At 72.6% G+C, this 25,926-nt stretch carries 22 protein-coding genes and 3 pseudogenes (1 of these 25 only partly in view); 6 read left to right on the forward strand and 19 right to left on the reverse strand.

Translation table 11 applies throughout. The annotated features are described in order from the left end of the window. The 3 genes and pseudogenes from M6G65_RS08555 to metG form a co-directional block, all read right to left on the reverse strand. A protein-coding gene (locus tag M6G65_RS08555) for an MBL fold metallo-hydrolase (RefSeq protein WP_250103821.1) crosses the window boundary here: on the reverse strand, positions 1-244 show its 5' end (the start). Its footprint begins 560 nt before the window's first position; only the first 244 of its 804 coding nucleotides appear in the window; its start codon is at positions 242-244; its stop codon lies beyond the left edge, outside the window. Between the two features lie 23 nt (positions 245-267). Continuing rightward, complete coding sequence (locus tag M6G65_RS08560) at positions 268-1,068, reverse strand: TatD family hydrolase (RefSeq protein WP_238200303.1); 801 nt, start codon at positions 1,066-1,068, stop codon at positions 268-270. A 17-nt stretch (positions 1,069-1,085) separates the two neighbouring features. Further along, positions 1,086-2,662 (reverse strand): annotated as a pseudogene (gene metG / locus M6G65_RS08565) (methionine--tRNA ligase). 1,141 nt (positions 2,663-3,803) lie between these two features. Here metG and M6G65_RS08570 point away from each other — a divergent pair. Next, positions 3,804-5,306 carry a Dyp-type peroxidase gene (locus M6G65_RS08570; protein ID WP_250103822.1) on the forward strand — a complete coding sequence of 501 codons (1,503 nt, stop codon included), beginning with the start codon at positions 3,804-3,806 and terminating at the stop codon, positions 5,304-5,306. 107 nt (positions 5,307-5,413) lie between these two features. Here M6G65_RS08570 and M6G65_RS08575 read toward each other — a convergent pair whose 3' ends face one another. The 4 genes from M6G65_RS08575 to M6G65_RS08590 form a co-directional block, all read right to left on the reverse strand. Further along, complete coding sequence (locus M6G65_RS08575) at positions 5,414-6,466, reverse strand: DNA polymerase III subunit delta' (RefSeq protein WP_238195838.1); 1,053 nt, start codon at positions 6,464-6,466, stop codon at positions 5,414-5,416. Positions 6,467-6,605: 139 nt separating this feature from the next. After that, entirely contained in the window at positions 6,606-7,328 is a 723-nt protein-coding gene (gene tmk / locus M6G65_RS08580) for a dTMP kinase (protein ID WP_250103823.1), read from the reverse strand. A gap of 10 nt (positions 7,329-7,338) precedes the next feature. Further along, positions 7,339-8,571 (reverse strand): D-alanyl-D-alanine carboxypeptidase family protein, encoded by a 1,233-nt coding sequence (locus tag M6G65_RS08585; RefSeq protein ID WP_238195836.1) that lies wholly within the window; start codon positions 8,569-8,571, stop codon positions 7,339-7,341. Between the two features lie 149 nt (positions 8,572-8,720). After that, entirely contained in the window at positions 8,721-9,986 is a 1,266-nt protein-coding gene (locus tag M6G65_RS08590) for a septal ring lytic transglycosylase RlpA family protein (RefSeq protein ID WP_250103824.1), read from the reverse strand. Between the two features lie 36 nt (positions 9,987-10,022). Here M6G65_RS08590 and M6G65_RS33430 point away from each other — a divergent pair, with 36 nt between their 5' ends. Next, positions 10,023-10,151: a hypothetical protein gene (locus M6G65_RS33430; RefSeq protein ID WP_284042375.1), complete on the forward strand. Its 129-nt coding sequence runs from the start codon at positions 10,023-10,025 to the stop codon at positions 10,149-10,151. 135 nt (positions 10,152-10,286) lie between these two features. On the opposite strand, the gene M6G65_RS08595 is transcribed toward M6G65_RS33430, so the two are convergent. Beyond that, positions 10,287-10,613, reverse strand: a complete 327-nt coding sequence (locus M6G65_RS08595; protein WP_192709305.1) for a ribbon-helix-helix domain-containing protein — start codon at positions 10,611-10,613, stop codon at positions 10,287-10,289. Continuing rightward, positions 10,597-11,244: a ParA family protein gene (locus tag M6G65_RS08600; RefSeq protein ID WP_192709304.1), complete on the reverse strand. Its 648-nt coding sequence runs from the start codon at positions 11,242-11,244 to the stop codon at positions 10,597-10,599. The genes M6G65_RS08595 and M6G65_RS08600 overlap by 17 nt, the downstream gene beginning before the upstream one ends. Before the next feature lie 373 nt (positions 11,245-11,617). On the opposite strand from M6G65_RS08600, the gene M6G65_RS08605 reads away from it, so the two are divergent. Then, on the forward strand, positions 11,618-12,178 hold the full coding sequence (locus M6G65_RS08605) for a PAS domain-containing protein (protein WP_192709303.1): 561 nt from the start codon (positions 11,618-11,620) through the stop codon (positions 12,176-12,178). A 127-nt stretch (positions 12,179-12,305) separates the two neighbouring features. On the opposite strand, the gene M6G65_RS08610 is transcribed toward M6G65_RS08605, so the two are convergent. The 5 genes and pseudogenes from M6G65_RS08610 to M6G65_RS08625 all read right to left on the reverse strand — a co-directional run bounded on the left by M6G65_RS08610 (position 12,306) and on the right by M6G65_RS08625 (position 18,038). Beyond that, on the reverse strand, positions 12,306-13,931 hold the full coding sequence (locus tag M6G65_RS08610; protein ID WP_250103825.1) for a hypothetical protein: 1,626 nt from the start codon (positions 13,929-13,931) through the stop codon (positions 12,306-12,308). Then, a complete protein-coding gene (locus tag M6G65_RS08615; RefSeq protein WP_250103826.1) occupies positions 13,928-15,286 on the reverse strand; it encodes a GMC oxidoreductase in 1,359 nt (452 codons plus the stop codon). The genes M6G65_RS08610 and M6G65_RS08615 overlap by 4 nt, the downstream gene beginning before the upstream one ends. Positions 15,287-15,381: 95 nt before the next feature. Then, positions 15,382-15,453: pseudogene (locus M6G65_RS33955) on the reverse strand (hypothetical protein); the annotation flags it as partial. Then, positions 15,450-16,694 carry an NAD-dependent epimerase/dehydratase family protein gene (locus M6G65_RS08620; RefSeq protein WP_238195833.1) on the reverse strand — a complete coding sequence of 415 codons (1,245 nt, stop codon included), beginning with the start codon at positions 16,692-16,694 and terminating at the stop codon, positions 15,450-15,452. The gene M6G65_RS08620 and the pseudogene M6G65_RS33955, both read right to left, overlap by 4 nt. A gap of 3 nt (positions 16,695-16,697) precedes the next feature. Continuing rightward, complete coding sequence (locus M6G65_RS08625) at positions 16,698-18,038, reverse strand: glycosyltransferase family 2 protein (protein ID WP_238195832.1); 1,341 nt, start codon at positions 18,036-18,038, stop codon at positions 16,698-16,700. A 124-nt stretch (positions 18,039-18,162) separates the two neighbouring features. Between M6G65_RS08625 and M6G65_RS08630 the strand changes: the two are divergent. The 3 genes and pseudogenes from M6G65_RS08630 (at position 18,163) to M6G65_RS08640 (ending at position 20,747) form a co-directional block, all read left to right on the forward strand. Beyond that, a pseudogene (locus M6G65_RS08630) lies at positions 18,163-19,205 on the forward strand (YihY/virulence factor BrkB family protein). Positions 19,206-19,280: 75 nt separating this feature from the next. Further along, entirely contained in the window at positions 19,281-19,571 is a 291-nt protein-coding gene (locus tag M6G65_RS08635; RefSeq protein ID WP_373323716.1) for a hypothetical protein, read from the forward strand. Positions 19,572-19,703: 132 nt separating this feature from the next. Beyond that, positions 19,704-20,747: a fumarylacetoacetate hydrolase family protein gene (locus M6G65_RS08640; RefSeq protein ID WP_238195830.1), complete on the forward strand. Its 1,044-nt coding sequence runs from the start codon at positions 19,704-19,706 to the stop codon at positions 20,745-20,747. Between the two features lie 17 nt (positions 20,748-20,764). Here M6G65_RS08640 and M6G65_RS08645 read toward each other — a convergent pair whose 3' ends face one another. From M6G65_RS08645 to urtB, 5 genes are all read right to left on the reverse strand, one after another. After that, positions 20,765-20,974 carry a hypothetical protein gene (locus M6G65_RS08645; protein WP_238195829.1) on the reverse strand — a complete coding sequence of 70 codons (210 nt, stop codon included), beginning with the start codon at positions 20,972-20,974 and terminating at the stop codon, positions 20,765-20,767. Positions 20,975-21,424: 450 nt separating this feature from the next. After that, positions 21,425-22,120 (reverse strand): urea ABC transporter ATP-binding subunit UrtE, encoded by a 696-nt coding sequence (urtE, locus tag M6G65_RS08650; protein WP_238195828.1) that lies wholly within the window; start codon positions 22,118-22,120, stop codon positions 21,425-21,427. A 2-nt stretch (positions 22,121-22,122) separates the two neighbouring features. Continuing rightward, entirely contained in the window at positions 22,123-22,920 is a 798-nt protein-coding gene (gene urtD / locus M6G65_RS08655) for an urea ABC transporter ATP-binding protein UrtD (protein ID WP_238195827.1), read from the reverse strand. Next, positions 22,917-24,071: an urea ABC transporter permease subunit UrtC gene (gene urtC, locus M6G65_RS08660; protein ID WP_238195826.1), complete on the reverse strand. Its 1,155-nt coding sequence runs from the start codon at positions 24,069-24,071 to the stop codon at positions 22,917-22,919. Before urtC ends, urtD begins: the two co-directional genes overlap by 4 nt. A 151-nt stretch (positions 24,072-24,222) precedes the next feature. After that, entirely contained in the window at positions 24,223-25,794 is a 1,572-nt protein-coding gene (gene urtB, locus M6G65_RS08665) for an urea ABC transporter permease subunit UrtB (protein WP_238195825.1), read from the reverse strand. Positions 25,795-25,926 lie beyond the last annotated feature (132 nt).

Below are 25,926 nucleotides of genomic sequence, written 5' to 3' on the forward strand. Positions count from 1 at the left end.
CGTGGGTGTAGAGCACCCCGTCGAGGCGCGTCACGTCGGCGTCGATGAGCTGCTCGCGCAAATCCGGGGAGGTGTCGACCAGCAGCGTGGTCCGTCCGGTCTCCGAGGCGCGCTCGACCAGGATCGAGCAGCGCCGCCGGCGGTTGCGCGGCTCCGCCGGATCGCAGGCGCCCCAGCCGCTGCCGACCCGCGGGACTCCGCCGGACGAGCCGCAGCCGAGGATGCGCAGGGTCAGGCTCGCCATCCGGATCTCCCGCTCCTCACGCGTCACGCGGCGCCCGGAGCCGTACCGGCGGCCTTGTCGAACAGCGCGAAAAAATTCGCCGTCGTGATCCGGGCGAAGTCCTCGGCCGGCAGCCCCAGGGTCTCGGCGAGGGACCGGGCGGTGTCGGCCGTATAGGCCGGCTCGTTGGTCCGCCCCCGATGGGGCTCGGGCGCCAGGAACGGCGCGTCGGTCTCCACGAGGATCCGGTCGAGGGGCACGCCCCGGGCGATGTCGCGCAGGTCGTGCGAGCGCCGGAACGTGACGATGCCCGAGAAGGACACGAACAGCCCCAGCTCCACGCCGGCCTCCGCCAGCCGCTTCCCCGACGAGAAGCAGTGCAGCACGGCCCGGAACGGCTTTCGGCCCATCTCGTCGGCGAGCACCCGCTCCATGTGGTCGTCGGCGTCCCGGGCGTGGATCACCAGCGGCAACCTGGAGAGCCGGGCCGCCGCAATATGGGCGCGCAGCACCCGCTCCTGCACGGCCTCGGGGGCGGCGTCGGTGTAGTGGTAGTCGAGGCCCGCCTCGCCGATCCCGACGCAGCGCGGGCTGGCCTGGGCGAGGCCCGCGATCGTCTCGGCGGCGACGTCCGGCTCCTCGGCGGCCCCGTGGGGATGGGTGCCGATCGTGTACCAGATTCCGGGATGGGCCTCGGCGATCGCCCGGTAGGTGTCGGCCTTGGCGACCCGGGTGGCGATCGTGAGCATGCCGGTGACGCCGGCGGCCTTGGCGCGGGCGATCACGCCCGGAAGGTCGGCGGCGAAATCCGGGAAGTCGAGATGGCAGTGGCTGTCGATGAGCATCGGGTCTCGGAGGGCCGTCAGGCGGAGGGCGTCTCGGGGCGCTCGAAGCGCGGGAAGATCGGCGCGGGCGCGGGCAGTACCGTGCCGGGCACGAGGCGCCCCCCTCCCCCACATCGGCGAGCTGGCGCCGGTCGGCCGGCACCGCCAGCAGGTCGAGGAGTTTTTCCGCCGCCCCCGGCACGAAGGGCTGGGTCAGGATGCCGAAGGCGCGCAAGCTCTCCAGGGTCGTGTACAGCACCGCGTTCATCCGCGCCGGGTCGGACTTGCGCAGTTTCCACGGCTCCTGGGCCGCGAAGTAGCGGTTGGCCTCGGCCACCACGGCCCAGATCTCGGCCAGGACGGTGTGGAGGGCGAGCTCGCCCATCAGGGTCCGGGCCCGCGCCGGCAGGGCATCGGCCTGGGCCAGCAGCGCCGTGTCGGCCGCGTCCAGGCTGCCCGGATCCGGCACCGCGCCGTCGCAGTTCTTGGCGACCATCGAGAGCGAGCGCTGGGCGAGGTTGCCGAGATCGTTGGCGAGATCGGCGTTGATCCGGCCGATGATCGCCTCGTGGCTGTAGCTGCCGTCGCCGCCGAACGGCACCTCGCGCAGCACGAAGTAGCGCACCGGATCGACGCCGTAGGTGTCGGCGAGCTCGAACGGGTCGAGGACGTTGCCCAGCGACTTCGACATCTTCTCGCCCTTGGAGAGCAGGAAGCCGTGGCCGAAGACGCGCTTTGGCAGCGGCAGGCCGGCCGACATCAGGAAGGCCGGCCAGTAGACCGCGTGGAACCGGACGATGTCCTTGCCGATGATGTGCAGATCCATCGGCCAGAATTTCTTTTTGGGATTAGACTCGTCCGGGAAGCCCGTCACCGTCAGGTAGTTGGTGAGCGCGTCGACCCACACGTACATGACGTGGTTCGGATGGCCGGGCACCGGCACGCCCCAGTCGAAATTGGTGCGGCTGACCGAGAGGTCCTTGAGGCCGGAGCGCACGAAGCTCGCCACCTCGTTCCGCCGGGTCTCCGGCCCGATGAAGCCGGGCTGCTCGTCGTAGAGCTTCAGCAGCCTGTCCTGGTAGGCGGAGAGCCGGAACAGGAAATTCTCCTCCTCCATCCACTCGACCGGCGTGTCGGTGGCGAGGCTGCGGCGGCTGCCGTCCTCCAGGAGCCGGGTCTCGGCCTCGTCGTAATAGGCCTCGTCGCGGACCGAGTACCAGCCGGCGTACTTGTCGAGGTAGATGTCGCCGTTGGCCTCCATCCGGCGCCAGATCTCCTGGGCGGCCGCGTAATGGTCGGGCTCGGTGGTGCGGATGAAGCGGTCGTAGGCGCAGTCCATCCGGTCGGCCATGGCCTGGAACCGGGCGGCGGTGCCGTCGACAAAGGCGCGCGGGGTGGTGCCGGCCCGGGTCGCGGCCTGCTGGATCTTCAGCCCGTGCTCGTCGGTCCCGGTGGAGAACAGCACGTCGTAGCCGTCGAGCCGGTGGAAGCGCGCGATCGCGTCGGCGGCGATCACCTCGTAGGCGTGGCCGATATGGGGCGCGCCGTTGGGGTAGGAGATCGCGGTCGAGAGGCCGAACGTTTTTCGGGAATTCGCCGGGGCGTTGGACGTCACGTCTGTGGTGTTCCGGATGAGCGCGGGAGGCTGCCCGCGTTGTCGCGCGGCCGGAGCCGGGACGCAACCGTTGCCGCCCGTGGGACCGACGCCATCGCGTCGTCGGCCAGCCCGGGAGGCGGGAAAATCTCGGTCGTCTCCCGCCATGCGCGATCGTCCCCGCGCGCGGTTGGCGCCGGGGGCATGGCCCAAGAGACGAACACGCGGGACGCGGGACGCCGCGGGAACCCAGGTGTCGGCCAGTCAACGCGCGGGATCCGATCCCCGCGGCGCCCGCGGCATCGACCGGGCATGGTCCCCGGCCGGTGCCGTCTTTCTCGTCGCGGTGTCTTGCGGCGCCCCGGTCCTGCGCGGTGCCTGCCAAGCGGTCTCAGGCGAGGCGAACCTCCGGAACCCGCTATCAGTGCACGGGCCTTCCAGCCGTGTGCCCGCCTCGTAGTGGGCGGATCCGCAGGGTGCGTAGGGTCGGCCCAGTGGCGGGTCGGCGCGAGGGCGTTTCGGCCCCCGCCGGGCAGACTGCCGCCCGGTCTCACGCCCGCCACCGAGACACGCCCCGTACCGGCACGCCGCCCGGGGCGATGGCGGCTGAGAGCCACCGACGCGGGCACCGCCCCGCGCCACGAACCCGCCCGGTCAGCCACCGGGCGGGCCCCCGAAGGACGCCCCGGGATCGCGCCCGGGCCGCCGTGGGCAGGTGGCGGCTAATGAGCACAAAATAGGAAGATTGTCAAGGGCGGGGCGTGCCGCGTGGCCGCGCCGGGCAGTGTCTGGAACCCGAGCGCGACCGCCCTGGCCTATCGACTGCGCCCTCCCGTCTTCAGGGCCCCGGGGTCGGAGGCGCGATCCGGCAGCATCACGCCGGGCAGCGACCGGCGGGCTCCGCGACGTGAGGACATTCTGCCGGAATGGGGACACGATTCGCACATTCGTCTCCGAAATCGTGTCTTCAATTTGTGTATTAAATATCCAAATGCATCTATTCGACGTCATTCGAATAGACGATGCGGATATTTCGTTGCTTGAATCTTCTATGCGAACCAGAATGCGGACATTGATGACTCATTCGATTTGAGATCAAACCGGATTTTGGGCCGTTCGTGCCGATATGCGGGGAGGTTTTTCAATGTCTCATGATGCGAGCTTGGAGCCCCTGTTTCCGATTGCCGACATACAGGGCGACATCCTGGTCGGTCTGCCGAAACGTCATGAGCATCTCATGTTTTTCGAGGTGATCGACGTCGCGGCCTTCAAGGAATTCCTTGAGCGGCTCGACATCACCAGCATGCAGGATTGTCTGCGGTTCCGCGACGAGATCGCCGCACAGAAACAGGTCGGTAACGCGCTCATCCCGACCCCCGGCTTGAACATCGCGTTCACGGCCGCAGGATTGGTCCGGATCGGCGTCAGCCAGGTCTCCGGTGCGACCGGAATCGACGCTTTCAAGGGCGGAATGGCCAGCCGGCAAGCCGTTCTGAACGATCCGCCCGCTTCATCCTGGCGCTCCTTGCGGCCGTCCAAGCGGCTGCACGGGGTCTTCATCGTGACCGGAGCCACGCATGCCGAGGTCGCGAACGTGATGTCGCTTCGCTTGGCGCCTCCCGGTGCCAACGGATGGCGCCTGATCGATGAGGAGGTGGGGCAGGTCCGCCCGGAGCCGGTCCTGGGCCACGAGCATTTCGGCTATGCGGACGGGGTCTCGCAACCCGGCATTCGGGGGCGGATCGCCGAGACGGTCGCGCTGAATCCCGGGCTCAAGGACAGCAACGGCCAGGACAGCGAGCCGGATCAGGCCGCCCCCGGTCAGGACGTGCTGTGGCCCGGCGAATTCGTGTTCGGTTATCCGGCCCAGAATCCCGGAGCCGCCTCGTTCCCCGAGAAGGGGCCTGAGAGGACGCCCCCAATCCCGTTCATGCTCAATGGGTCGTTTCTCGTCATCCGGCGCCTGGCCCAGCTGGTTCCGGAATTCAATGCCTCCGTGAAGAAGGCCTCCCAGAGCCTTCCGGCCTCATCCGATCAGGCCGATCCCGACTTGCTCGGCGCGCAGCTGGTCGGCCGCTGGAAGAGCGGCGCTGCACTCATCCAGGCCCCGACACGGGACAACCGTGCCCTGGGTGACAACACGCCCGACGCGAACAAATTTGAGTTCGGGGGCGATCGGGAGGGGCTGATCTGCCCCTGGGCCGCCCATATCCGCAAAACCTATCCGCGGGACGATGTCCGTCATGACACCAGCCCCCCGCAGGCGGATGTGGACCGGGCGGAGGCGTTCACCCAGACCCATCGCATGCTGCGGCGCGGGATCGCGTTCGGTCCTGAGCTGACCGAGGAAGAAGCCCTGTCGGGAACTTCGAACGGCGGGGATCACACGCGCGGGCTTCTCTTCAAGTGTTATGTCACGTCCATCGAGAACCAGTTCGAGTTCGTTCAGCAGCAATGGAGCAACGCGGCGGACTTCTCGCAGGAAGAGAGCGGGATCGACCCGATCATCGGGCAGAGTCCGAGCACCGTCCGGCCCTTCAGGGGGGCCGCGCCGATCTCCAGGAACGTCGCCAGGAAGCCCGATCTGAATCTCAGGAGCTTCGTGCGCATGGAGGGCGGAGAGTATTTCTTTGCGCCCTCGATCCCGGCCCTCCGGTCGCTCTAGCTCCGCCGGCTCTCCGCTACGGTCGGGCGGCGGGCGACGCGACGTCCCTGGTCCGTCCCGCACCGCTTCGCCCCTGGACAGCCGCCCCGGCTGCCCAGGGGCGAAGCCTACGCGACCTCCGCGAGATCCCCGAACAGGGACAGCACCACCGGGCGCCGGTCGAGATTGTAGATCGCCGCCTCCCGGGCGGCGCGGCCGAACCGGTCGGCGACCTCCACTAAGGCGGCGAGGCGGGCGGGGGGCTCGTCCCGGCGCCGGTCGATCTCGGCCGAGACGAAGCGCAGCACCGCGTCCTGGGCGGCCTCGAACCGCGCCTCGGCGTCGCGGCCCGCCAGGGTCTCGGCGAGCTTGAGCACCCGGCCCCAGTCGGGATTGCGCGCCCGTGCCAGCAGGGTCTCGATCTCGGCCACGAGGCCGGCGGTGACCGGATCGAGCATCGCCAGTGCCCGGGCGACCGAGCCCTCGCACTGGGCCAGCGCCCGGGCCAGGGCGGTCTCGTCGGGCTGCGCGAAGGGCTCGGGCAGGCCGCGCACCACCCGGGCGACGTCCTCGGCCGGGAGGGGGCGCAGCATCAGCGCCCGGCAGCGGGAGCGGATGGTCGGGAGCAGCCGGCCGGGCTGGTGGGACAGGATCAGGAACAGCGCCCGGGGCGGCGGCTCCTCCAGGACCTTGAGCAGGGCGTTGGCGGCGTTGGCGTTCAGGTCCTCGGCGCTGTCGAGGATGCAGACGCGCCAGCCGGAATCCGCGGCCGTCGTGGCGAACAGGTCGAGGGCGCGGCGCACCATGTCGACCGAGATCTTGGTCGGCAGCGTCTTGGCGCCGGCGCTCCGGTGGCGGCGCAGGACGACCAGATTCGGGTGCGACAGGCCCGCCACCTTGCCGAGGACGGCGTCGTCCGCCGGCACGGCGAGGCCCGCCGGGCCCCCGCCCGCGGGGTAGGCGAGCAGGCGCCGGGCGACCCGGTAGGCCAGGGTCGCCTTGCCGATGCCGGGGGCGCCGCCGATCAGCCACGCGTGGTGCAGGCGCCCCGCCGCGATGGCGGCCGCGAAGGCGTCGGCCGCGGCGGCGTGGCCGACGAGCCCGAGGGTCTCGCGCGGGCGCGGGATCCCGGCGAGGTCCCCGGGCTCGACGTCGTCGGCGGCGCGGTCGGTGGGCTTCATGGGACGGTCTTCATGGGACGGGCTTCATGGAACGGTCTTCAGGGCGCTGCCTGCGGGTTCGTCGCTCCCGCCGGGGCCGCCGACACGGTTGCTGGCGGGAACGGGATCGGTCGGGCCGGGTATAGCCGCACACCGCAACTCACGCCGCATCGCCGCTCCGGTCCTCCCCCGCCGGCCGGTCGGGCAGGAGCGCCGGCAGCCGGGCCGCGACGGCGGAGCGGATCGCCGCCTCGACCGCGTCGGGCTCGCGGGACGCGTCGATCACCGCGCAACGCTCCGGCTCGGCCCGGGCGATCGCCAGGAACGCCTCCCGCAGCCGGATGTGGAAGTCGAGAGCCTCGGCCTCGAACCGGTCGGCCCCCTGCCCCGTCCCGGCGCCGCGCCCGGCCGCGCGGGCGAGGCCGGCCTCGGGGGCAAGGTCGAGGATCAGGGTGAGGTCGGGCCGGGTCGGGCCGACGACGATCCGCTCCAGGGCGTCGGCGACCCCGGGATCGAGCCCGCCCGCGGCGCCCTGGTAGGCGCGGGTCGAGTCGATGAAGCGGTCGCACAGCACGGTCTCGCCCCGGCGCAAAGTCGGGCGGATCAGCCGGTCGAGATGATCGATCCGGGCGGCGCTGAACAGCAGCGCTTCCGCGAACGGGCCGTAGGGCTTGGCGACGCCGTCGAGCAGCGCCGTGCGGATCTCCTCGGCCCGCGGCGATCCGCCGGGCTCGCGCGTCACGCAGACGGGCCGGCCCGAGCGCGTGCGCAGGGTCGCGGCGAGGCGGGCGATCTGGGTCGACTTGCCGGCCCCCTCCCCGCCCTCGAAGGTGATGAAGGCGCCGCCCGCCTCCGCGGAATCCCCGAGCCGCGGCACGGTCACGCCCGCGCCGTCACGATGGATTGGCCGCCCCGGCAGCGCCCTTGTCACTGCCCTTGTCGCTCCCCTTGCCGGCCCGGTCGAGGGCCTTGCGGACGAGGCCGGTGCCGAATTCCAGCGCCGCATCCATCGCCCGCTGCGACAGGGTGCCGGGCTCCACCGCGGCGCCGGCGACGAGCGGCTGGTCGAGGGCGACGGTGTCGCCGCGCTGGATGCGCAGGATTCCGACCCGCTGGCCCTCCTCCACGGGGGCGACGAGCGGCCCGGTATAGATCACCTTGGCGCTGACCCGGTCGCTGGAGCCGCGGGGCAGCAGCACCCGCACGGGCTTCTTCGCCACCAGCGGCACCGAGCCCGACTGGCCGCCGAACACCGAGGCCTCGGCCACGGTCTCGCCCGGCGCGAAGACCTGCCGGGGCTCGAAGGCGCGGAAGCCCCATTCCATCAGCTTGCGCGATTCGGCGGCGCGGTCCCGGGCGGTCTTGAGGCCCGAGACCACCAGCACGAGCCGCTGGCCGTTCTGCACCGCCGAGCCGGTGAGCGCGTAGCCGGATTCCTCCAGGTAGCCGGTCTTGAGCCCGTCCGCGCCGATGTCGAGGGCCAGCAGCGGGTTGCGGTTCTGCTGACGGATCTTGTTCCAGGTGAACTCCTTCTCGGAGAAGATCTTGTAGTAGTCCGGGTAGGTCTCGATGATGTGCAGCGCGAGCTTCGCCATGTCCCGGGCCGTGACCTTCTGGTCGGGCGCCGCGTAGCCGGTGGCGTTGCGGAAGGTCGAGTTGGTCAGCCCGATCTCCTTGGCGCGCTGGTTCATCAGCCCGGCGAAGGCCTCCTCGGAGCCGGCCATGTTCTCCGCGATGGTGATCGCCGCGTCGTTGCCCGACTGCACGATCAGGCCGCGCAGCAGGTCCGCCATCTTGATGCGGCTGTTGACCTGCGCGAACATCGACGAGCCGCCCCCGCCCGCCCCGCCGCGCTTCCACGCGTCCTCGGTGACGGTGAACTCCGTGTCCATCGACAGGCGGCCGGATTTCAGCGCCTCGAACACGATGTCGGTGGTCATCAGCTTGGCCATGCTGGCCGGGGAGAAGCGCTCGTCGGCGGCCTTCTCGAACAGAACCGAGCCGGAATCGGCGTCGATCAGGATCGCGTGCGGGGCCGCGGTCTGGAAGCCCTGCGCGGCGGCGGCGGCGAGGCCGGCGCCCAGCGCGCAGGCGGCCGCGAGAAGTGTGAGAAGGGGTCTGCGCATCGCCGTTCCGTCCCACGCCTGCCGTCGGGCCGGGAGAGCCTCGGCCGTTTCCGGATAACAAGCGTGACCATATTACGGTTTCGCGCCGGGATCGAATGCGAAATGCCGCATCGCGGTCAAGAGGCTGCGGGGGCGCCGCCGGGCCGTCCTCAGTAGATCCCGGCGAGGCGGGCGTGGTGCGCGCCGGCAGGCGCCGCCGTCTTGCTCGGGGCCGCCCCCTTGGCCGGGGCCGCCGACCGGGCGGTCGCGGCGGCCTTGGTGATCCCCGCGGTTCCGGGGGCCTTGGACGGGACCGCCGCGCCCGCGGGGACCTTCGGTGCCGCCGCGCTGGCCAGACGCGCCATGGCGAGCTTGGCCGAGGGCGGCAGCGCTGCGGGCGCGGCCTTGGCGAGCCGCGCGGGGGCAGGCGCTGCGGTCGGCCGCAGCGCGGCCTGCACGGGCGCCGCGTGGCCCGCCGCAATCTTCAGGACGGCCCCGCGCCCCGGCGCCGGCGGCGCGCCGTGAGCCAGGGCCGGGTTGAGGCCCGCCACCGTCAGGGCGGCGCCCCGTGACGCGGCAGCCTGCACGGGCTGCGGCCGGAACTCCCGCACGCGCGGGGCGGTGGGCTGCACGGCCGCCGGAACCGTCACGGCCGCCGAGGCCAGCACGATCGGCGCGCGCACCGGGGCCGGCCGCTCGGGACGGGGCGCCGCTTCGGCGGGCTCCTCGCGCGCCTGTGCGGGGTCCTGTGCGGGTTCCTGGGCAGGCTTGAAGGCGAGCGGCGCGGGGGCCGAGCGCGCGTAGCGCTCGGTCTCCTCCGCGGGGCCGAGATCGGCCACCATTACGGCGGAGCGGCCGGCCGGACGTCCGTCGGTGCGCAGGCTCGCGAGCAGCTTGCGGTCGTCGCTGCCGGCGACCGAGGCCTTGCCGACATACTCGACGCGCACATGCGCGGTGCCGCGGCGGTGGAAGCCCAGCGCGTCGGCCGCCTCCTCCGAGACATCCATGACGCGGCCGGCATGGTAGGGGCCGCGGTCGTTGACGCGCACCACCATCGAGTAGCCGTTGTCGAGGTTGGTCACCCGGGCGTAGCTCGGCAGCGGCAGGGTCGGGTGGGCCGCCGCGATCGAGTGCCGGTCGAACACCTCGCCGTTGGCGGTCATGCGCCCGTGGAAGGCCGAGCCGTACCAGGAGGCGAGGCCCTCGCGCACGTAGCCGTTCGGATCCTCCTTGGGCACGTAGGTCTGGCCGGCGACCACGTAGGGCTTGCCGGTGTAGCGGCGGCCGCCGCCCTTCGGGATCACGTCGCCCTCGTTGTAGAGGCGCGGGCTGGCCTTGACCCCGTATTTCGGATCGATGCCGTTGCCGGCGGCCAGCTTCTGCTGGGGCGCGGTGGCGCAGTTCGCCGTGGCCAGGGCCACGCCCGACACGGCCATGAGCCGCAGGGCGAGGCGCGCCGGCCGGGGAGCGTCGTGCGCACCATCGTGGACTTCACCAACTCTACGCGTGACCGGGGCCCGGCACCGGACCGGATCCGGCTGGCCCTGGAGGCGGTCAGCCGGTCCACCGAGAATTGTATCGGTCGCGTAAAGGAAGCCTGAACGGCGGCGGGGTTCGGCCGCCGTGCCGGCGATCCACGCAGTTCATGCTGCGCGGGAGGAACAACGCTGAACGCGTTGGGGAGGCATCCGAATTTGCGCTGGGGTGATCGGCCGCTCTGGCGCGCGGCCGGATTTTCAGCGCGGCTGCGTCTCGGTCAGCTGCGCGATGGACCGGGCGCCGCGCTGCTTGAACAGCAGGTCGAGACCTTCCAGCAGGAGGGCATGCATCTTGGTCCGCTCGGCATAGGCGAGATCCCGCAGCTGGTCGTAGACCGGGGGCTCCAGGTAGACCGACATCTGGCGGGCGCGCTGCTTGAGCGTGGCCGCCGGCTTCGGCGCCGGCGGCGCGAGGGCCAGCGCCACGATCTCGGCGCCCTGAGGCCGATGGGCCGGGACGGATCGGGCCGGTGGGCTCGCCGAGGCGACGATGGCCGCGAGGCTGAGCTTAGGCGGCTTGGACATTCTGACCCGTCCTCAGGGACTGCGTGCGGCGCTCGATCCAGGACCAGAGGCGGCGGACCTCCCCGGCGGCCTGGCCTTTGGGGTTGAATTCGGTGACGCCCTGGCCGAGGCCGATCGCGTCCTGATGGTCGGTGCGGGCGACGATGTTCACGTCCGGCAGGATGCCGAGCACCGCGAGCCCGTCCGCCGCATCGCGGACCCGGTACGAGCGCGGCGGGGTCTGGTTCAGCACGAAGGCGAACTTCTTCTCCAGCCGGTAGACGGCCGCCAGCGTCGGCTTGAAGGCGCGCAGGTCCGCGGGCGTCGGCCGGCACGGGATGATGCAGAGATCCGCCGCGCGGATCGCCGACAGGGTGCCGGTGGAATCGACGCCCGGCGTGTCGATGAACACGTAGTCGTAGGCCGAGTCGCGCAGGCGCTCCATCACGGCGTCGATCTGCGTGGCGTCGATCTGGGCGACCTCCGGCCCATCGGCCGTGCGATGGTCCAGCCAGTCCGAGATCGTGGCCTGGCGGTCCATCTCCAGGATGCAGACCGTATGGCCCGCCTCCCGGGCGGCCACCGCCAGGGAGATGCACAGCGTGCTCTTGCCGCTGCCGCCCTTCTGCGTGACGAAGGTGATCGCTTTCATCCTGGGCGTCCTCCAGAAGGCCCCGTGACTCCGTCCGGGCGGCCGCGACTCCCGGTCGCTGCACCGACGGGACCAACCTCAGGTGACTGCGTCGCGGCGTGCCACGATCCTGTGACCCAAGGATGCTCCCGGGTACGGTGCGGCCGGTATGGTTAACGGGGGTTAAGAGGGCGTCCTGCCAGGACTTCCCCTGCGCGTGGCAGTCCTCGACGACAGGTTCTTAAACTTCAGGTTAAGATTTCTGGCGTAGAATGGGTTAACAGCCTTCCCAGCGCCACCAGGATACCGTAGCGTGCTCGCAGGTGAGATGAGGAGCTTGCTGGAGGTGGAAACCTCAAGTTTAAAGATCTCGGACGTCTCGGCGAGGAATGGCATGGCCGAAGCCCCGATCCCGCAATCCGTCCTGGACGCCTCGGGCGTGGTCGGCACGTGGGTCCACGATTACTGGGCCGGACAGCTGGCGCTCTCGGCCTCCCTGGCGGGCCTGCTCGGCCTCGACCCGGAGGCGGCGGCGCGCGGCGTGTCCCTCGAAGCCTTCCTGGACCGCACCCATCCCGAGGACCGCATCCGGATCGAGAGCTACCTGCACGCGGTGGCCGAGACCGGCGGTCCCATGGAGGCCGAGTTCCGCACCCGGGACACCCGGACCGGCATCCGCACGCTGCTGATGCGCGGCCGGATCGAGCGCGATCCCACCGGCCGGGCGATCCGGGGCCGCGGCATCGCCATCGACCGGACCGAGGAGCAGGCGGCCAATCTCGTGCAGAGCGAGCGCGTCGTGAACCGGATGGCGGAGCACATCATCGCCCTGCGCGACCTCGCCCGCGCCCTGCACCGACCCGCGCTCACGGACCGCATCGAGCACCTGATGATCGAGATCGGCTTCGAACTCGCCCGCTTCCTGCCCGAGCCGGAGGACGAGCCGCGCCACTGAGGCGCCGGGACCCGGGCGCGGAGCGCGGTTCCGGTCCGGGCGCGCATCGGGCTCGGCGGTTGGCCGGCCATCCGGGCCACAGCCGTCACGCCTGCGTGTCGGATGCCGCGGCGTGGGGCGCCGGGCGTCAGCGCCGGCTCGCGTCCGGATCCGGACGCCCCGCGGTCGGGCGGCGGACCAGCTGGAGGCTCATCCCGGCGCGTGCGAGGACCGGCGCGGCCGCGTAGCCGCGCTCCCTCAGCAGGTCCGCGGCCTGATCCGGGACGGTCGTGTCGGTGTAGAGCAGGAATTCGGGATGGGCGGCGAGGAACGCGTCCATCGGCCCGATCGGCAGCGCGGGATCGATCCGCGCCCAGCGCGCGACCTGATGATCGTTGGTCGGATCCGGGCTTCGGCTGAGATCGGGGACCTGCAGGAAGGCCAGCCGGCTGCGCGTCGCCCGGTCGACGCCGTCGTAGATCTCGAAGAAGCGCAGCCCGTTGCCGGTCGCGATCGGCAGGCCCGCCGGGGCACGGGTCGCGAGGTCGATCGCCGCCTCCCTGCGGAAGGTCCACGGCCTGCCCGCCGTCCAGAGGAGGGCGGCGGCCGAGACCCCGATCAGGGCACAGGCGATGACGTCGCTGCGCCGATGCGCGGCAACCCCCTGCGCGACGAGGAGGCTGACGCCCAGCACCGTCACGATCACGTAGCGGGCGTTGAACGTCCCGGTCACGACGGCCGCGAAGGCGAACACCAGCAGGGGGACGGCGCAGATGATTCCGGCGACGGGGCCGAGGCCGTCCGCCCGCGCGCCGCCGCGGCGGCCGGCGAGCAGCCGGGCGCCGATCGCGGCCAGCAGGATCACGAGGGGCGCCGGCGGCAGCAGATCGTCCCCGCCGGCCATCTCGACATAGGTGGCGACCAGGCGCTCGATCGTCGGCCGCGCATAGTAGTCCGGCGCGGCCGTGTCCCCATGGTTGTAGGCGCTCACCGCCCGCATGATCGGGAGCCAGAGCAGGAGCGAGGCCGCGGCGGCGAGGAGCGCCAGGACGATCGGCCATCGGATGCGCCGGTGCCGGAGCATCCAGACGAGTTCCATCAGGCCGAGGGCGGCGGCCAGCAGGATCGCGTAGAAATGCATCCCCACGGCGAGGGCGAGCAGGAGCGCGATCCCGAGCGCGCGCCGGCCGGAGACGGGCCGCGCGGCCGGCCCGTCCCAGAGCAGGCAGGCCAGCGCGAAGCACGCCGCCACGCCGGCATAGGGCCGGGCCTGGATGGCGTAGGTGACCAGAGGCCCCGACAGGCAGAAGACCAGGGCGAGGCACGCCACCGGGAGGGTGAACCGTCGACGCGCCAGCACGAAGGCGGCGAGCGCGACGACGGCGATCGCCAGGATCGAGGGCAGGCGCAGGATCACGGGGTCGCCGAACCCGGCGGCCAGGATCGCCCGCAGCAGGACATGGTAGAGCGGGGGCGAGAATTCGGCGCCCTGACGCAGCGCCTCCCACACCGCCGCAACGCTGCCGCGGCGCGCCGTCCAGACCGCGAGGACCTCGTCCATCCAGTAGGGCTTCCGGGAGGCCGCGAGGGCGACCCAGAGATAGGCCAGGCATGCGGCGGCGGTCAGCCCGAGGGCGGCCCGGTCGATCCAGCGCTGCCCGGGCTCCGGCAGGGCCGCGCCGCCCGTCCCGGCGCGGATCGCGGGGACCCCGGATCGGACCGGGAGCCCGGAGCGTCCGGGCCGATCCGGCTGCAGGGGGAGCACGCCGATCATCGCGACGCTTCGCCGGAGCGCGCGCGGCGGGCGAGCGCGCGGCCGATCCGGTCGGCATTGGCCATGATGGTCAGGGTCGGGTGCGTGGCCGGAAGCGTCGGGAGGGCGGCGCCGTCGGCGATGTAGAGGCCCGGCACCCGGGCCAGCGCGCCGTCCGCGCTCGTGGCGGCCGGGCCGCCCCCGCCCATCGGCAGCGTCCCCGCGTAATGCGCGTCCGCCCCGGGTTCCAGGAGCGCGGTCGAGCCCGGCAGCGCCAGCGCGCCGGCGCGCCGCAGGGCGCGCCCGAGCCGGGACAGGTCCGCCGTGAGGCTCGCCGTGGCCTCGGCCGTCCGCTCGCCGCGGATCGACAGCCGGGTCGCATTGTCTGCCCGCGACACCGTCAGGGTGTTCCGGCTCTGCGCGCCGGGCCGGTAGCAGGTCGCCAGCAGCAGCGCCGGCGCGAGCGCCCGGGCCATGCGCAGGGCGAAGGGCCGCCCCACCGGCAGGCGCCCGGCCAGCATGTCGAGGGGGAGCGTGTCGGCACCGTAGAGCACGCCCGCCGCGTCGCCCGCCCGGTAGAACACCTGCCCGAGGCCCAGGCCGCCCGCGGGCCGGTCGCTCCCGACGAGGCGCGGCACCAGGAAGGCCGCCGCCGCCGCCGGGTTGCTGAGGAGCCGCACCGGTTGGTCGAACAGGCCGAGCCGCGCCAGGGCGAGCCCGGTCGTGGCGATCGTGCCGGCGGCGAGCACCACCCGGGGCGCCGTCACAGTCACGGCCCCGCCGCGCGTCTCGACCCGGAGGCGGTGGCCCGCTCCGTCGGCCTCGACGGCGCGGACCAGATGGCCGGGCCGGTACGCGAAGTTCGGCCGGCGGGTCAGGGCCGGCAGTTCCAGATCGCTGGCGTAGATGCTGCCGCGGTCGCAGCCGTAGAGGCACAGCCCGCATAGGTTGCAGGCCTGCCGGCCGTCGAGGGGCGCGTCCAGCACGGCGTTCGGGGCCGGTTCCAGCCGGACACCGGTCCGCCCGGGCCTGGAGGCGTGCCGCGCCAGGACGAGCCGGGCCGCCGGGCTCGAGGGCGGGGCGGGCGGGCCCAGCCCGATTCTGCGGGCGACGCGCGCGTAGGCGGCGTCGAGCTCGGCGGCGGGAAACGGCAGGTCGGCGCGCTCGGCGGCGGTGAACGGCGTCGCGAGCGCCCCCCAGATCGTCGAGAGGCCGCCGCGCCCGAGGGAGCCGGCGGCGAAGAAGCCGGCGGTCGAGAGCCCGATCCGATCCGGAAAGCCGGCGCGCGCGGCGCGCGCGCGGGCGTGCCGAATTTCGGCGACACGTCCGGCGGCGCCTCGACCGCCGCGAGGTCGGCGCCGAAGCGCGTCTTCCAATGGTCCGGATCGGCCCGGTGCCGAGCCGGGGCGAGGCCGGGACCCGCGCCCGGCTCCGAGGCGTCGAGCAGGAGGACGCGCAGGCCCGCCTCCGCCAGCGGCCAGGCGGCGCTGACGCCAGCAGGCCCGCTGCCGACGACGACCACGTCGGCGTCCGGCGCGGTCATCGCAGCAGGGCGCGGGTGGCGCGGACCGGCATCGCCAGGATCTCGAACGCGCCGTCGGCGGCGAGGCCGGCGAGCCGTCGCGCCCGGCCGGGTCGGCCGAGCGCCGCCTCGCCGGCAGGGCTCGCCTCGACGAGCCGCGTGGCGAGGGCGAGGCGCCGGGCGAGCGGCGCGTTCCGGTCGAGGGGTTCGATGACGCGCAGCAGCCCCGGCGCGGCCCGGACCGGCAGGGGCAGCGCCAGCGGGGCGACCGCGCCGTCGCGGGTCAGGGCCCGCACGTAGCGCCGGACCAGGGCGCCGCCCGGCCGCGCGCGCAGGACGTAGCGCTCCAGGATCCGGCCCTCTTCCAGGAGCGCCCGGCGGGCGGCGGGCTCGCCGAGCAGGCCGTCCGCGAGCGGGCGGACCGGCAGCCCGAGGCGCGCCAGGTCCGCCGCACTCGGCATCGGGCGCGTGCCGGCCAGGCCGAGGATGCGTTCGCGGTCGATCCGGGGGCCGAACGGGATCGCGTTCAGCGCCGCGCAGCCGAGGAGCGCGAGGCGCAGCGGGATCGGCACGATGATCGGCTGGCGGCCGCCGGTGCCGACCGCCAGCGCGGTCAGCACGGCCCCGAACGTGACCGGGACCGGACCGGCGAGGCCGACGGCACCGCGGAGCGGCCCGTCGAGGCCGAGCAGGACGCCGCGCGCGACCTCGGTTCGATGGATCGGCTGGACGCGCGTGCCGGGGGCGACCATCGGGATGACCGGCAGCCGCGCGAGGCGCCGGAGGAGGCCGTACATCGCCATCGGCGGGCCGCCGTAGACGAGGCCGATCCGCAGAGAGAGCTCGCCGGGGCCGTCGAACAGCTGCTCGATCGCCCATTTCACCCGCCCGTAGGCGTTGGGCGCGTCGGGCCGGGCCGATTGCGAGGACGCGAACACGATCCGGCCGAGGCCGAGGGCCCGCGCCCCGTCCCGGAGCAGGCGGGTGCCGACGCGGTTGCGGTCGTCGCCCGGCGCCCGCTCGCGCCAGTCATGGGCGAGGTGGACCAGCGCCTGGTGGTCCGGCGGCAGGGCCGGGTCGAGGCAGGCGGGCGGCAGCGGGTCGCCGAGGCTCCAGGGCACGACCCGGAGGCCGGCCGGCAGCCCGCGCGCCCCGCGCCCGAGCGCCGTGACGGCGCGTCCCTCGGCGAGCGCCGCGGCGACGAGGCCACGGCCGACATAGCCGCTCGCCCCGGTGACGATCAGGTGCCGGATCTCCGCCATGCGCTAGGCCTCGACCGCGCCGATCGCCGCGTGGAGGCTCGCCAGGCGGGCGCGGGCGTCGCCGCCCGGCAGCTCGAGGATGCCCAGCAGGAAGGCCGAGAAGGCCAGCTGCACCGAAGCCGCCACCGAGCAGGCCGAGAGGATCAGCGGCCGCAGCAGCGCGCCGCCGGCGAGCTCGCCGAAGCCGGTGCGGCTCCAGGCGAGGACCGACCACCCGATCCCGGCGCCGCCGGCCGCCAGGAGCAGGAGGGCGGCGATGAGCAGGGTCTCGAGGCTGAGCGCGCCGAGCACGCGGCCGTGGCGGCCGCCGGGCAGCAGCCCCTGCCGCGCGGCGTAGCGCCGGGCGATCATGCCGAAGGTGACGATCTGGATGCCGACGAGCATCGCCACGCAGGCGACGACGAAGGTGTGGATGTCGAGCGACAGGTGCGGGCCGATGTGGCGCGGGCCGCCGAGCAGCGCCAGCGCCGGGATCGCGCCGCCGAGGAACAGCGCCAGGCCGGGATAGAGGAACATCCAGCGCGGGCTGTGCAGGAGCAGGAAGCGCAGATGCCGCCAGCCGTCGCGCCACGTGCGCAGGTGCGGCGGCCGGCTGCGCCCGTCCTTGCGCAGGGTGGTGGGCACCTCCCGGATCACAAGGCCCGCGAGGCTCGCCCGGACGACCATCTCGCTGGCGAATTCCATGCCGGTGGTCCGCAGGCCGAGCCCGAGGATCCGCGCGCGGTCGAACCCGCGCAGGCCGCAGTGGAAGTCGCGCACCGGGCTGCGGAACAGCAGGCGGCCGATCGCGGTCAGGACCGGGTTGCCGAGGTAGCGGTGCAGGAACGGCATCGCGCCGGCCCCGATGCCGCCGCGGAAGCGGTTGCCCATCACCAGGTCGGCCCCGGCCCGCAGCTCCGTCACGAAGGCGTCGAGGTTGCGCAGGTCGTAGCTGTCGTCGGCATCGCCCATGATGACGTAGCGCCCGCGCGCCGCCGCGATGCCGCCGGCCAGGGCGCCGCCGTAGCCGCGCACCGCGACCGGGATGACGCGGGCGCCGAGCGCCGCCGCGATGGCCTGCGAGCCGTCGGTGCTGCCGTTGTCGGCGACCAGCACCTCGCCGGCCACCCCGGATTCCGCGAGATAGGCCAGGGCGTGGCGGATGCAGGCCGCCAGCGTCTCCGCCTCGTTGAGGCAGGGGATCAGGATCGTCAGCAGGCAGTCCGGGCCCGGCGCCGCGCGCGCCGCATCGCCGGTGCCGGTCTCCACGCCGAAGCGCGCGGCGAGGTCGTGGGCGCGTGCGTGGGACAAGCGCGGCGTCTCGATGGTCTCGCGCGCCCGGGCGGGGCGGGCCTTCCGGGCCACGAGGAAGCGCCAAGAGGCTTAACAGGCGGTTCACGGGCGCACGCGGCTTTTGGCGCGCCGCCAATCCACGTCATAGTGCGTGCCGGGGAAACGCCGCGCAGGATCTCTCGTGAGCCCGGACGAGATTCAGGACGAGGACGAGGACGAGGACGAGGCCGAGGATTGGCGCTCCGTCGGCACGCGGCGGCCCGACCCGGCGGGCGCCCGCCGCCGCGCGCGCGAGCCCGGCCGCGGGCGTGACGCCGACGATCCCGCCCAGATCCCGGCCCCGGGGTGGCGGGACATCCTCTGGCGCGTCCTGCGCGCCGTGCCGCGCGACCGCGTGCTCGCCACGGCGGGGGGCGTCGCCTTCTTCACCCTGCTGTCGACCTTCCCGGCCCTCGCCACCATCGTGTCGGTCTACAGCCTGTTCTCGGACCCGCACGTCATCAGCCAGCACGTGAGCCTGCTCGCGGGCGTGCTACCCAACGATGTCCTCACGCTCCTGTCCGACCAGCTCGTCCGCATCGCCCGGCAGGGCACCGGCGCCCTCGGCACGGCCTCGCTCGCGAGCGTCGCGATCGCGTTCTGGAGCGCGAATTCGGGGTGAGCGCCCTCTTCGACGCGCTCAACGTCATCTACAAGGAGCGCGAGAAGCGCTCGCTCATCCGGTTCTACGCCACGACGCTCCTGTTCACGCTCACCGGGATCCTGTTCGCCCTCACGGCCACCGGCATGGTCGTGATCCTGCCGATCGTCCTCAACCGGCTCGGCCTCGGTGTGCTGACCGACGTGACGCTGCGCATCGTCCGCTGGCCCGGGCTGCTGCTCCTCGTCGGCCTCGGGCTGGCCCTGACCTACCGCTACGGCCCGAGCCGGCGCGAGGCCAAATGGCGCTGGGTGAGCTGGGGCGGCGTCGCCGCCTCCGTCGCGTGGGTGTGCGCCTCCGTCACCTTCTCCTGGTACGTGGCCAGCTTCGACAGCTACAACCGGGTCTACGGATCCCTCGGCGCCGCCGTCGGGTACATGACGTGGATCTGGCTCTCGGTCGTCATCGTGCTGCTCGGCGCCGAGCTGAACGCCGAGATCGAGCGGCAGACGGCGCGCGACAGCACGACGGGACGGCCGAAGCCGCTCGGAGCCCGCGAGGCCTACGCGGCCGACACCCTCGGGCCGGCGGAAGGCTGAACAGGGGCGACGCCGCCGAACCGGCGGCGGTCTCGGACCGTTGACGCCCGTCAGCGTGACCGTTCGAAGAGGCCCATGATGGACCGCCCCCGCTCTGTCGGCCTGCCCTGGTATGAGGAGGCTTCCTACGCGGCGCTGCGCGCGCGCCTCGCGGACGGCGACAAGCTGCCGCCGCTCTACGAGACGTGGCGCGTCGCCACCGAGCAGATGGAGCGGGAGGTCCAGCGCAGCGGCGTCTCGGTGGTGCGCGTCCCGATCGTGCCGGACGCCTTCGCGGCCTGGTGTGCGCGGGCCGGGCTGTCCCCGGATGCGGCGGCCCGCGCGCGCTACGCGGCCGAGGCGCTCGCGGGCGACGCGCCGGCCTGACCGCGCGGCCCGGTCACGTGTTCTCGATCCGCGCCCCGCTGCCCCCTGCCCCGTGATTGCATTTTGAATGCAGGTGTTCGAAGCTTCGCGCGCATCGCCCCGTCGAAGGGCGGGCGCGGAGGAGAGCGACCCATGAGCACCCGGCGTGATTTCCTGCACCTGTCCGCGGCCGCGACGGCCGCCGGTGCCCTGGCCGGGCCGGCCCTCGCGCAGGCCCCGGCGCAGAATCCCGCCTCCGGCCCGGGGCGTCCGATCCCACCTGCCGGCGGCGATGCGCTCCGCCTCGTCACCTTCAGGCCCGACGCGGGCAGCGCGCCGCGCCTCGGCGCCGTGCGTGCGGACGGGCGCGTCGTCGACCTGTCGCGCGGCGCGGCGCAGGGCTTCGACCCGGCCCGGATGGTCTCGCTCATCGAGGCGGGGCCCGCCGCCCTCGCGGCCGTCCGCCAGGCCGCGGCCTCGGGGGACGGCCCCTCGGTCGAGACCGTCCGGCTGCTGGCGCCGATTCCCGCGCCGACGCGCAACATCTACGCGGTCGGCTGGAACTACCTGGAGCATTTCGCGGAAGGGCAGGCGGTCCGCGGCACGAACGCCGAGTACCCGGCGCATCCGGTGTTCTTCACCAAGGGCGTGAACACCGTGAACGGGCCTTACGACCCGATCCCGTACGACCCGGAGGTCTCGACCGCGATCGACTGGGAGGTGGAGCTCGCGGTGATCATCGGCACGGCCGGCCGCAACATCAAGGAAGCCGACGCGATGGGCCACGTTTTCGGCTACAGCGTCATCAACGACACCACCGCCCGCGACATGCAGATCAAGCTCCACGGCGGCCAGTGGTTCAAGGGCAAGAGCCTGGACGGCTACGGCCCGATCGGCCCCTGGATCGTGCCGGCCTCCGATCTCGATCCGGGCGACCTGCACCTGATCACGCGGGTCAACGGCGTGGTGAAGCAGGATGCCTCGACCAAGCAGATGTACTTCAAGGTCGCCCGCATCATCGCCGAGCTGTCGCGCGGGCTCACCCTCGTGCCCGGCGACATCATCGCCACCGGCACGCCGCCCGGCATCGGCAACGCGCGCAAGCCGCCCGAATTCCTCAAGCCCGGCGACGTCATGGAGACCGAGATCGTCGGCCTCGGCACCCTGCGCAACGTGATCCAGGCGGTGCCCGCCTGAGTCGCGGCCGGGACGCGTCAGCCCCGGTCCGCGGTATCTGCGGCGCGGTCCGCGGTCTCCCGGCGGGCCGCCCGGGCCTGGGCGATCAGGTCCGCGCCGGTCCGCTCGCCGCCCGGATCCCCGCCGACCAGCAGCAGGCCCGGCGGGACGGTCCGGATCTGGATCGGCGCGTCCGGCCCCGTGTGGCAGCCGGTGCGTCGGTGGGCTTGGCGCTCGGGGGCGGCCACCGGAAGCCCGCCCTGCCCGCTCAGCGGGCGCCGCCTCGCGGACGGGGCCGCGGCACGGCGATGGTGACCAGTTCGCCGGTAATCGGATCGAGGATCGTCATGGGCGCTCCTGTGTTGAGCCGCCATGGCGAACCCGAATTGTGGTTTAACTTGGCCAATTAGGGCAAAATCCACAGTTTTCGCCGGACATGTTCGTGTAATCGTCTGCGATTCCTGAATACGTCCGGAAGCGGACGCGGGCCTGTTCCCGCCGTCCGCCGCGCCGCGAGGCCTCCCTGGCACAGCGTCCGAAGGTGGCCGCCCTCGATATCATCGGTACGGTCTTCAGCCTGGAGCCCCTCCGCGGACCGGCGCCTCCGTCGCCCCTATGCGCCTGTGCTGCGGCCGCCCGACGGCGCCGACACGCTCCGCGCGGTCGCGGCGCCTGGCGGCCCTCTCGCGTCGCCGGAGCTAGACGGACATCCACCGCAGCACGTCGGCCTCGACCATCCCGGCCCGGGGCCCGGCCAGCACCACCTGCCCGCGATCCATCACCGCGTAGGAATCGCAGAGGTCGCGGGCCCACTCGAAATACTGCTCGACCAGCACGATTCCCATCTCGCCCTTGCCGCGCAGGTAGGTGATCGCCCGGCCGATATCCTTGATGATCGAGGGCTGGATGCCCTCGGTCGGCTCGTCGAGGACGAGGAGCTTCGGCCGGGTCACCAGCGCCCGGCCGATGGCGAGCTGCTGCTGCTGGCCGCCCGAGAGGTCGCCGCCGCGCCGGTGCAGCATGTCCTTGAGCACCGGGAACAGGTCGTAGATCTCCCCCGGGATGTGGCGGTCGCGGCGCTTGAGCGGCGCGAAGCCGGTCTCCAGGTTCTCCTTGACGGTGAGCAGCGGGAAGATCTCGCGGCCCTGAGGCACGAAGGCGATCCCGGCCCGGGCCCGGTCGTAGGGGGCGAGATCCTGGATCGGGCGGCCGTCGAGGCGGATCGCGCCGGAGCGCACCGGCTGCTGGCCGACGATCGCCCGCAGCAGCGAGGTCTTGCCGACGCCGTTACGGCCCAGCACCGTCGTGACCTGCCCGGCCTCGGCCGTGAGGGAGACGCCGCGGAGCGCCTGCGCGGCGCCGTAATAGAGGTCGATGCCGTCGACGGAGAGCATGGTCATCGTCCCAGATAGACTTCGACCACCCGCGGGTCGGCCGAGACCGCGTCGATCGAGCCCTCGGCCAGCACCGCGCCCTCGTGCAGGCAGGTGACCCGGCAGCCGAGGTCGCGGACGAAGTGCATGTCGTGCTCGACCACCAGGACGGCGTGCTCGCCCGCGATGCGGCGGAGCAGGCGGGCGGTCTCAGCGGTCTCGGCGTCGGTCATGCCGGCCACCGGCTCGTCGACCAGCAGCAGCTTGGGATCCTGCGCGAGCAGCATGCCGATCTCCAGCCACTGCTTCTGGCCGTGGCTGAGATCGGCGGCCGGGCGGCCCCGGTGGGCGAGCAAGCCGACGGTCTCCAGCAGGGAATCGATCCGCGTGGCCTCCACCCGGTTGCGCCACCCGAACAGGGACGCGAAGGCCGCGCGCGGACCTTTGAGGGCGAGCAGGATGTTGTCGGCCACCGTGTGGCTCTCGAACACGGTCGGCTTCTGGAACTTGCGGCCGATACCGAGGTCGGCGATCGCCGGCTCGTCGCTCCTGAGCAGGTCGTGGGTGCCGTCGAACAGGGCGATGCCGCCGTCCGGCCGGGTCTTGCCGGTGATGCAATCCATCATGGTGGTCTTGCCGGCGCCGTTCGGGCCGATGATCGCCCGCAGCTCGCCGCGGGCCAGCGTCAGCGACAGGCCGCGCAGGGCCTTGTAGCCGTCGAAGGTCACCCGCAGGTCGTCGAGGTAGAGGAGCGCGTCGGTCTCGCGCTTCCGGTTGGCGGGGCCGCGGGCATCCGGTCGTTCGAGGAGGTCGGCGCTCACGAGCCCTGCCCTTCTTCCGCGAGTTTCGGGGCGATGGCGGGCTCCGGCGGCAGCTTGGCCGCCGCGCGCCGGGAGCCGAACCGCTCGATCGCGGTGCCGACGAGGCCGCGCGGCAGGAACAGCGTCACGACGACGAACAGGCCGCCGAGCGCGAACAGCCACGCGTCGGGCATCGCGCCGGTGAGCACGGTCTTGGCGTAATTGACCAGCACGGCACCGAGCGCCGCGCCGACCAGCGTGCCGCGCCCGCCTACCGCCACCCAGATCACCGTCTCGATGGAGTTGGTGGGGGCGAACTCCCCCGGGTTGATGATGCCGACCTGCGGCACGTAGAGGGCGCCAGCGACGCCGGCCATCATGGCCGAGACCGTGAAGGCCAGCGTCTTGAAGTGCTCCGGGCGGTAGCCGAGGAAGCGGGTGCGGCTCTCGGCATCGCGCACGGCGATCAGGATCTTTCCGTAGGCCGACACGGTCATGATCCGGGCGATCAGGTAGCCCAAAGCCAGCGCGAGGCCCGTCGCCACGAAGATGCCGACACGGAAATTCTGGGCCTGAACCGAGAGGCCCAGAAAATCCTTGAAGTCGGTCAGCCCGTTGTTGCCGCCGAGCCCCATGTCGTTGCGGAAGAAGGCGAGCATCAGCGCGTAGGTCAGCGCCTGGGTGATGATCGACAGGTAGACGCCCGTGACCCGCGACCGGAAGGCGAGCCAGCCGAACACGAAGGCCAGCAGCCCCGGCACCAGCAGCACCATCAGGGCGGCGAAGGCGAAGTGGTCGAAGCCGTACCAGTACCAGGGCAACGCCTTGTAGTTCAGGAACACCATGAAGTCGGGCAGGACCGGGTTGCCGTAGACGCCCCGGGCGCCGATCTGGCGCATCAGGTACATGCCCATCGCGTAGCCGCCGAGCGCGAAGAACGCCCCGTGGCCGAGCGAGAGGATGCCGCAATAGCCCCAGACGAGGTCGAGGCTGACCGCGAGCAGCGCGTAGGCGAGGTACTTGCCGAACAGCGAGACCAGGTAGGTCGGCAGGTGCAGGCCGGAGCCCTCCGGCACCGCGAGGTTCAGGGCCGGCACGGCGAGGCAGAAGGCGGCCAGGACGGCGAGGAAGATCCAGCCCTTCCGGTCGATGAGGGGGGTGCGGGGGCTCATAGCGCGGATCCCGAGGGCGCTGCGTGTATCCCCTCCCCCTTGCGGGGAGGGGTAGGGTTGGGGGTGGTCCCGGATCGGGCGCGGCGGTGCCTCCTGCGCCACCCCCACCCTCGATCCCTCCCCACAAGGGGGAGGGAAGGACGCGGCCCCCTCACGATTCCACCGCCCGGCCCTTGAGCGCGAACAGGCCGCGCGGGCGCTTCTGGATGAACAGGATGATGAAGATCAGGAGCCCGATCTTGGCCAGCACCGCGCCGATATACGGCTCGGCGAGCTTGTTCACGACGCCGAGCGTCAGTGCTGCCACCAGCGTCCCCCAGAGATTGCCGACGCCGCCGAACACCACCACGAGGAACGAGTCGATGATGTAGCCCTGGCCGAGATTGGGCGAGACGTTGTCGATCTGCGAGAGCGCCACCCCGGCCATCCCCGCGATGCCGGAGCCGAGGCCGAAGGTCAGCGCGTCGACGTAGGGCGTGCGGATGCCCATCGCGGCGGCCATGCGGCGGTTCTGGGTGACCGCCCGGGTCTTCAGGCCGAACGACGTCTTTCGGAGCACGAACAGGAGGCCCAGGAACACCGCCAGCGCGAACACGATGATCCACATCCGGCCCCAGGTGATCGACAGGCCGTAGAGATCGAAGGCGCCGCTCATGAAGGCGGGGGCGCCGACCTCGCGGTTGGTCGGGCCGAAGATCGAGCGCACGCCCTGCTGCAGCGCGAGGCTGACCCCGAAGGTGGCGAGCAGCGTCTCCAGGGGCCGCCCGTACAGGAAGCGGATGATGAACCGCTCGATCAGCACGCCGACGAGGCCGGCGACCAGGAACGCGCAGGGGATGCTGATCGCGAGCGACCAGCCGAACAGGGACGGCGCCTTGGTGCGGATCAGCTCCTGGACGAGATAGGTCGTGTAGGCGCCGAGCATCACCATCTCGCCGTGCGCCATGTTGATCACGCCCATCACCCCGAAGGTGATGGCGAGCCCGATGGCCGCGAGCAGCAGGACCGAGCCCAGCGAGATGCCGTACCAGACGTTCTGGAGGGCCCCGAGGATCGCGAGCCGCGTCTCGATCGCCGCGATGCCGCGGGCAGCGGCTCCCCGCACCGCCTCGCTCGGATCCGCCGCAAGACCGCGCAGGATGCCCATCGCGTCGCCATCGCCCCGGGCCTGGATGGCGGGAATTGCGGCAATCCGGTCGGGTTCCGCGGTGCCGGGCCTGCCGAGCAGCACGGCGGCCCGCGCCTCGGTCAGCGCCTGCCGGACGCCCGGATGGGTCTCGCGGGCCAAAGCCGCGTCGAGGGCCGGCAGCGCCGCCGCATCCCGGGCCTTGAACACCGCGTCGGCGGCGGCGCGGCGCTTGGCCGGGTCGGGGCTCGCGAGGTCGAGCTGCCCGCGGGCGGCCTCGATCGCCCGGCGGACGCGGTTGTTGGCGCGCACCGGCTTGAGGTCGGGGCTGTCGGCGGCCGGGGCGCCGGACTTCGCATCCACGACGGCGCCGCCCTGCCGGATCAGCAGGGTCTTGCCCGGGCTCACCAGCAGGCGGCCGTCCGACAGGGCCGAAAGGATCGCGTCGGCGCGCGGGTCGCCAGAGGCGGCGAGGCCGGAGACGCCGGCCTCGATCTCGGCATAGCCGTCACCGGCGAGCTGCGCGTAGGGATCCGGCGCCTGGGCGAGGGCCGGGGCGCAGAGCAGCAGGTAAAGGAGGGTGAGGAGACGGAGCATGGCACTTCTGGCGCGGCCGAACTCTCCTCCCCGTTGCGGGGAGGAGCCGGAGGTGGGGGTGGTGCAGGATCAGCGGAGCGGTGCCTTCTGAACCACCCCCACCCCTACCCCTCCCCGCAAGCGTGAGCGCAT

Origin of the sequence: Methylobacterium tardum (assembly GCF_023546765.1) — a bacterium.
Classification (GTDB): domain Bacteria; phylum Pseudomonadota; class Alphaproteobacteria; order Rhizobiales; family Beijerinckiaceae; genus Methylobacterium; species Methylobacterium tardum.

Excerpts from the sequence above, each read along its gene's own strand:
- M6G65_RS08560 (WP_238200303.1), bottom strand. The coding sequence starts at position 1,068 with ATGCTCATCGACAGCCACTGCCATCTCGACTTCCCGGATTTCGCCGCC.
- M6G65_RS08575 (WP_238195838.1), bottom strand. The coding sequence starts at position 6,466 with ATGAAGCCCACCGACCGCGCCGCCGACGACGTCGAGCCCGGGGACCTC.
- M6G65_RS08585 (WP_238195836.1), bottom strand. The coding sequence starts at position 8,571 with ATGCGCAGACCCCTTCTCACACTTCTCGCGGCCGCCTGCGCGCTGGGC.
- M6G65_RS08590 (WP_250103824.1), bottom strand. The coding sequence starts at position 9,986 with ATGGCCGTGTCGGGCGTGGCCCTGGCCACGGCGAACTGCGCCACCGCG.
- M6G65_RS08595 (WP_192709305.1), bottom strand. The coding sequence starts at position 10,613 with ATGTCCAAGCCGCCTAAGCTCAGCCTCGCGGCCATCGTCGCCTCGGCG.
- M6G65_RS08600 (WP_192709304.1), bottom strand. The coding sequence starts at position 11,244 with ATGAAAGCGATCACCTTCGTCACGCAGAAGGGCGGCAGCGGCAAGAGC.
- M6G65_RS08605 (WP_192709303.1), top strand. The coding sequence starts at position 11,618 with ATGGCCGAAGCCCCGATCCCGCAATCCGTCCTGGACGCCTCGGGCGTG.
- M6G65_RS08610 (WP_250103825.1), bottom strand. The coding sequence starts at position 13,931 with ATGATCGGCGTGCTCCCCCTGCAGCCGGATCGGCCCGGACGCTCCGGG.
- M6G65_RS08620 (WP_238195833.1), bottom strand. The coding sequence starts at position 16,694 with ATGGCGGAGATCCGGCACCTGATCGTCACCGGGGCGAGCGGCTATGTC.
- M6G65_RS08635 (WP_373323716.1), top strand. The coding sequence starts at position 19,281 with ATGATGGACCGCCCCCGCTCTGTCGGCCTGCCCTGGTATGAGGAGGCT.
- M6G65_RS08640 (WP_238195830.1), top strand. The coding sequence starts at position 19,704 with ATGAGCACCCGGCGTGATTTCCTGCACCTGTCCGCGGCCGCGACGGCC.
- urtE (WP_238195828.1), bottom strand. The coding sequence starts at position 22,120 with ATGCTCTCCGTCGACGGCATCGACCTCTATTACGGCGCCGCGCAGGCG.
- urtC (WP_238195826.1), bottom strand. The coding sequence starts at position 24,071 with ATGAGCCCCCGCACCCCCCTCATCGACCGGAAGGGCTGGATCTTCCTC.
- urtB (WP_238195825.1), bottom strand. The coding sequence starts at position 25,794 with ATGCTCCGTCTCCTCACCCTCCTTTACCTGCTGCTCTGCGCCCCGGCC.